Annotated in this window: 7 protein-coding genes; 4 read left to right on the top strand and 3 right to left on the bottom strand. The window is 57.8% G+C overall.

Features of this window, described 5'->3' with window-relative positions:
- Positions 1–16 precede the first annotated feature (16 nt).
- Together NKJ17_RS33375 and NKJ17_RS33370 are read right to left on the bottom strand one after the other, a co-directional pair.
- On the bottom strand, positions 17–208 hold the full coding sequence (locus NKJ17_RS33375) for a hypothetical protein (RefSeq protein ID WP_352509273.1): 192 nt from the start codon (positions 206–208) through the stop codon (positions 17–19).
- A gap of 1,128 nt (positions 209–1,336) precedes the next feature.
- A complete protein-coding gene (locus tag NKJ17_RS33370) occupies positions 1,337–2,731 on the bottom strand; it encodes a glucoamylase family protein (RefSeq protein WP_352509274.1) in 1,395 nt (464 codons plus the stop codon).
- Between the two features lie 114 nt (positions 2,732–2,845).
- Between NKJ17_RS33370 and NKJ17_RS33365 the strand changes: the two genes are divergently transcribed.
- The 3 genes from NKJ17_RS33365 to NKJ17_RS33355 all read left to right on the top strand — a co-directional run bounded on the left by NKJ17_RS33365 (position 2,846) and on the right by NKJ17_RS33355 (position 5,443).
- The gene (locus tag NKJ17_RS33365; protein ID WP_352509276.1) at positions 2,846–3,916 is read left to right on the top strand and encodes a sensor histidine kinase; all 1,071 of its coding nucleotides are present in this window, start codon (positions 2,846–2,848) and stop codon (positions 3,914–3,916) included.
- Positions 3,917–4,078: 162 nt separating this feature from the next.
- Entirely contained in the window at positions 4,079–4,267 is a 189-nt protein-coding gene (locus tag NKJ17_RS33360) for a hypothetical protein (RefSeq protein ID WP_352509277.1), read from the top strand.
- A 906-nt stretch (positions 4,268–5,173) separates the two neighbouring features.
- Positions 5,174–5,443: a KTSC domain-containing protein gene (locus tag NKJ17_RS33355; RefSeq protein ID WP_352509278.1), complete on the top strand. Its 270-nt coding sequence runs from the start codon at positions 5,174–5,176 to the stop codon at positions 5,441–5,443.
- Between the two features lie 58 nt (positions 5,444–5,501).
- On the opposite strand, the gene NKJ17_RS33350 is transcribed toward NKJ17_RS33355, so the two are convergent.
- On the bottom strand, positions 5,502–5,753 hold the full coding sequence (locus tag NKJ17_RS33350) for a hypothetical protein (RefSeq protein ID WP_352691954.1): 252 nt from the start codon (positions 5,751–5,753) through the stop codon (positions 5,502–5,504).
- A 28-nt stretch (positions 5,754–5,781) separates the two neighbouring features.
- On the opposite strand from NKJ17_RS33350, the gene NKJ17_RS33345 reads away from it, so the two are divergent.
- Positions 5,782–6,223: DNA ligase-like domain-containing protein (locus NKJ17_RS33345; protein WP_502906598.1), on the top strand; the 442-nt coding region annotated here is incomplete at its 3' end.

Genomic DNA, 6,223 nt, shown 5'->3' with positions numbered 1-6,223 from the left:
GCCGACCTCTCATGAATCACGCAAAACCGCTCTTGGGAATCCTCAAAACGCTCCCAGAACTAAAAAACTGCCAAAGTAGTGCTAGCAATGTAGGCGTGTACAGTTCCAGTTGCGGATGTTTTTCAAGAGTTTTGCCCACGGCAGCGCCATCAAGTGCTTTGGTCAACATGGCGAGGTCGGCAGGACGAGCGGTGCCTTGGACCGACATTGCATCTCTCCCGAAGAGGGCGAAAGCGCGAGTCCCGCGCCGTGGTGTAGCTGGTGGCATTGGTCGCCGTGCTGTCCGGCATGGGCCGGGCTGAACAGCGCGCCAAGGCTGGTCGATCGCGCTGGCCCGTCATCCTATTGGTGCTGATGGCATCCGCGCCGGCATGGTGATCGAGGGAGCGTTGTGAGACCATGACGATCTGACCGCATTCCAGTTCGGCCAGGCCTGATCAGCCCGCCGGAATCAAGCCAAGCCACGGCGAACCCAATTCGCCGCACCTCTCGGCGCGTCAATACTTACTTGTTGCGATGGAATTTCCCGGACAGTCTGGCAAGCTCGTACCGAAGGAGTTTCTGCCATGACCTCTCTCACCTGCACTCTTGCCGCCGATGCCAACGGAACGTGGCGGGTCGTCTTCGTGCCGGGGGATTGCATCTCTATGTAGAATTCAAGCTACCCCAAGCCGGTTCAGATCCGGTGGACTGGATGAGTATGGACGACTTCCTTGCCTGGCGCCCAAAAGGCGCGCTCCACAAAAGTGCGCGCGACCGCTTGGTTTCGGTTATTTGCGGGGCGATGAGAGATCCATAACGCAAAAATCCGCTGCACCCGGTGGCACGGCGGGCTAGATCAGTGCCTAGATCTGCCATCAAATCCTCCCTATGCGGCCTCCTGAGGAGCGCGTCAGCCTGATTCACCAGGAATTAAGGGGAAGACGGATGGTTTTGACACGCGCTTTTGACATGCTGGGCCGACGCACTCCTCGCAGACGTTGATTTGATCATCTTCGTCGTGACGCCAATATAAATTACCAGATCGTATCCTCATGTGATATGGTCAAATCTTGGCCGAGAAAAATTAATAAGAAACAAGGGAGGCCGCGATGAGAGAGTATTTTTCATTTCAGCTATTCATGAGAATGTCGACTGCGTTATTTATTGGTGCCGCTATCTATTCTATCGTTTTCGGGAATACGTGACAGCGCTTCGAGCCCGCAGTTAGACTTTCTCGAGACCAAGTCGCTGACATTTCGCGATCCTGAGCAGTAGCTAGGACGCGGCGGGACGCGCTTCGCGAACTGCTCCGACCTGCCAGCAGATCACTCAGGGACAAAACCACCCTGCGGCGCTAAGTGCAACCCAGTGGAACCATACCCGCGGCAGCTCGTGGCCCCTGGCCAGACGTTGATGTGTCGAGGTGCTGGCTGGTGAAGCCCAGTCTCGCCAAGCCCCTGCGTACTTCCGGCGCGCCCATGAACAGCCTCCACAAAAGCCCTGTACGATGGTTCTCGATCATTGCGATGATTGGCCCCTGATTGATCGCCAGATATGTCCGGGAGTACCAGTTGCGAGGTTCGCAAAACGCGTCGACAAAGCCGAAGCGGCCCCATATGCGGTTTCGAGGCTTGGTCAGGAAACCGCGCAGTGCGCGCATCGCTTCCCCGGGAGCATAAGGGAAACTCGACAGGGCAGCGGACGGGGTGATTACGCCAAAGTCCCTGTCAGGTGCACTCGCGATGTATCCTCGCGGCCCATGGCTCGCGGTCAGACCCCAGCAGTCAGGGCCGTATCCCGAATGGCCATGGGGGTTGCGGACGCAATGCCGATAATTGATCTGCGTATGGCGGAGGTTCTGCTGCCAGTAGTCGGCGTACCGGTCACTCAGGTTTCGCGGATCGAGCCCGCAGAAAGAATAATGCGAAAAGAAGAGCGGACCACCAGAATTCATTCCCAACGGCAGCACGATCCCATCATGGTCGCGCCCGTTCAGAAACCCGGGACCACCAGCAAAACCTTCGTGATAGAGCTCCGGATCAATGGGGTGGCGTGCCGATCCCGCCGCCAGCACGAAAGTGAGCAGGCATTCGTTCCAACCCTTGATCGGGCTGCCCATCGCCCAGCCAAAGTTCGGGCTCCAGTGCCACATGAGTTGCCGGGTCCCGCGTGCAAACCAGTTCCATTCGGCCTCTAACAGCAGCGCGTCCACGCGATGGCGGAGGCGCACTTCTTCGGTTGCCGCCCTGACGAAATACTCGCGGGCGCAAATCAGACCCTGAAACAGGAAGGTGGTCTCGACCAGATCAGCGCCGTCGTCCTTGCGGCGGAATGGAATAGTCGCACCAGTGCGCCCATTCATAAAATGCGGAAGAACGCCGTGATAGCGCGGGGAGTTTTCCAGGAAATCGAGCATGCCATGCAAGTGCGATAAAGCTGCGACGCGGTCGATCCATCCGCGTTCGACCGCAACGATGATGGCCGCAATACCAAAACCGGACCCCCCGATCGCCACGAGATCGTTGGCGGGATCGCCTGTGGTCTTTTGCCGGTCGCGGGCAAGACCGCTGACCGGATGCGCGCCTTCCCAGAAATAGCGTACCGTCTGCCGCTGCACGATATCCAAGAGCGCATCATCATCGAGTTCGAGAGTGGTTTCCGGGAGATCGAATGCTTGAAGCGTGCTGGGGCTCATCGAGCCGGTGTTAGCGTCTTGGGCGTTCCAAGGCCATTGATTAAAAATGCCCATGTGGACCGGCCGCGCGCTGTGTGGTGTCAGGCCGATTCAATTCGCGACAGATGCCTGGCGACCCGATAGAAAGAAAATCAAGGGGAAAGAACCCCTGGATCGGCCTGGAAGCCTTTGTTCCACCCCATTGCAAATATCGAAGACGCGCAGACGCTGGCGCAGGCCATCGTCAATACGATCGTCGAACCCTTCCTCGTGCTCGACGAGAGCTTTCGCGTGCTGGCGGCCAACTGCTCCTTCTATCAGACCTTCAAAGTCGACCCCGAGCAGACGCACGGCTCGTTGCTCTACGCACTGGGCGACGGCCAGTGGGACATTCCAGCACTTCACCTGCTCCTGGAGACGATCATTCCCGAGAAGACCGCCATGGACGGCTTCGAGGTCGAGCATGATTTCCCGAATATCGGTCGGCGCACGATGCTGCTCAACGCGCGAAAGGTCCTCTACGACCACAGTTCGGCCGCGACCATCCTGCTCGCCTTCAATGACATCACGGCGCGCCGCGCTATCGAAAGGGAAAAGGAAGAGCTCCTCGGCCGCACCGAAGACCTGCTGCGGCAGAAGGATGTGCTGCTGCGCGAAATGGAACACCGGGTTGCCAATAGCTTGCAGATCATCGCCAGCATTCTGCTGCTGAAGGCTCGGTCCGTCACGTCGGATGAAACGCGGCAGCACCTGAAAGATGCCCATCAACGCGTGCTGTCCGTGGCCGAAGTGCAGCGGCATCTCCATGCCTCGACCGGTGCCGACGAAATCGAGGTTGGTTCTTACCTGTCGAAACTTTGCAGCGGTTTGGCCACTTCGATGGTCGGGGAAGCACAGGCTATTGCCGTCAAGGTTACGGCGGAAAATGGAAGAATAGACTCCCAGAAGGCCGTGAGCCTTGGCCTGATCGTGACCGAACTCGTTCTCAACGCCATCAAGCATGCGTTCCCCATGGAAAAGGCCGATGCGCTTATTTTGGTGACCTATGAGACCGACGCTGAGGATTGGAAGTTGACCGTATCGGACAATGGCTGGGGCAAAGCCGCTGGCGACGTCCCAAATGCCGGATTGGGGACAGCGATCGTGGAGGCACTTGTCAAACAGCTTGAAGCACGCATTGACACCGTCACGGGCAATACTGGCACGACGATTGCGATTACCAGAGCGACATTCACGTCGCGGATGCCGAAAGCAGCATAGCTTGGTCGCCTTGCGGATGCTTCAGGCGGTTGTCGGAATTGCGCCTTGAAGATCGTCCCATCGGGTGGTGTAGTTCGAATGTTTCGAAGCCGCTCGCGAGCGGGTGTCGTGGATGTTCCTATTCTCTGTGCTATAGGTTCCTTTTAATTGGAGAAACAACCAATGCAGCGGACCGTGACGGTAGTCGAGAAAATCACGGGCAGGGTGATCGGCGCGTATCCGATCGATCTTTCGGGCCAGAATCACCAGACTTCCGATGATCAGTATTTTGCCAAAGCATTCGAAGCCGCCGTCGACGGTGGCCTCATTACCGATGCTGAAGCGCACGCTGTCGAATTCCGTCTGGAATAGACACTCAAGCCGAGATCCACGCTACTTTCGCTTTCCATCGCGCCTTGGCGCCGTTACGAAAAAACCCCGCGCGATGCGGGGTTTTGATGCGGTCAAAAGCCATATCAAGCCGCGCCAGATGGGGTGAGCTTCACGCTTACGGTGCTCCAACCGATCTTGCCGTCGACCTTCATCGGGGAGGCCGGCTGGATGCGTGGGGAGATCATGCGCTCACTACGCCGGCTGATCGCGAAGCGCGTCAACACTCTCCGCCACGATTGCTGGCTGCCCGTCGTCACGGCGCATATACGACGTTCCGTTCGCCGCCGATCGCGTTCCTATCCACGACAATCGCGTGGTGATACATTCGCGCGATTTGGCGAATGTTTTTGTCGTCAAACTCACCGGGAAACCGGGGAGGTGGTCATGAGAATTATTACCACTCTAGCATGTGTCGCGTTGCTTGCAGGTTGCGCAACGGCGGGCCCCCCAGGGCCCCAAGGGCCTGCCGGTCCACCAGGTCTGCCCGGCAAGCAGGGTCCTAAAGGTGCAATGGGGGCTGAGGGTCCAGCGGGGAAGGACGGCGTCAGCGGTTGGGAAATCACCCACTATGCAAGTGCCAGTGATACAAGCCCAGACAAGTCCGCACAGGCTTGGTGTCCCAAGCCAAAAGTCGTAATAGGTGGCGGTGCCAGCGCGTCAAATTCAAATGCTCTAATTTCTAGGAGCTTGCCGGTTACTTCCCCAGCTCCGGGGTGGGTAGCACAAGCGCATGTAGCCACTACGTCCCCAACAGGTTGGACGCTGACAGCATATGCCATTTGCGCGCTTGTCAAATAGTCGGCGCTTGGCCGGGCCGGTGAACTTGCGTTGTCGCGCCTCTGAGACACAAACGGCGTTCTAGCTAGAGCTACGGTCGCAAAGCTGTTGGCGGCTGGCTTCTTGGGAACACGACGGCTTTTCCGCTCGTTGATCTTTATGCCCTCTACCTCGATTCGCAAAACGGAATACGATCCGGAGCGCAAGGTCCTTTCCGTGTGGTTCGTCGCCAGCGGCAAGCGGTACGAGTTTGAGGGAGTACCGCCGGAGACCTTTGCGGCATTCAAAGCCGCGTTCGCGAAGGGCCGCTACTTTAACGACCACATTCGCAATCATTTCCGCTACCGATTGATTGCGGATGGCAGCGAGCCAGGATGACGGGTCTGTCGGTGGCCGAATTTCGTTCGCCCATTGGAGACATCACCTTTTTTGGCAATCAGTTTTCGCTTCGCCGAGGTGCATTCGTGCTCTTTGGCGGATCTCCCTTGCCGTCGGATCGGCTCCGGCCGCCCGCCCGCCGGAGGGCCTTGGTGGCTTCCGCAACGCCCGCGCGGTCATTGTCGCTGGCCCGGATCAGTTCGGGGACCTGATCCACGGGGATGTCATTCTGCTGCGCGAAATGCTCCACGTCGTAGTCCTGGCTGGACCCCAGGCGGTCTCGGTCACGCGTGCTCTTGTCGTCGGCCATGTGAACCTCATGGTGGAGCTTCGGATCAATGGCAACGTGGGCAAACAGCTTTCGTTGCGGCATCAACGCGGAAATCGTTACGTTCACTCTGGCTAATATAAGCTTTGTACCTAGTATTGACTGGGTGCGTAAAATTGTAAGTACCGGCGCCGGCCGCCTCGAGTTCATTCCGCCGATGCTGCCAACCCTGATGCCCAAGCCACCGTCAGGCGATGGGTGGATTCATGAGATCAAGCTTGATGGCTACCGCTGTCAGATCGTCATCAACGGGCCCGATGACATTCGCGTTTATACCAGCAATGAAGGAAGTTTTGGATATCAATGTGATGCGGCCAGACGGCCGGATGGAAAAGGTTACGATCACTCCATCATCAGGCCCACCTTGGTAGACATAGTAGCCTATCATCAACTCGCTTTTGAGAAGAGATGCGACGCGCCCGGTCGTCCACAGATACCCGTATGTGGATGGC

Origin of the sequence: Mesorhizobium sp. M0208 (assembly GCF_040322015.1) — a bacterium.
Classification (GTDB): domain Bacteria; phylum Pseudomonadota; class Alphaproteobacteria; order Rhizobiales; family Rhizobiaceae; genus Mesorhizobium.
Note: the sequence above shows the minus strand (reverse complement) of the source record. Positions and strands in the feature narration are given on the sequence as shown.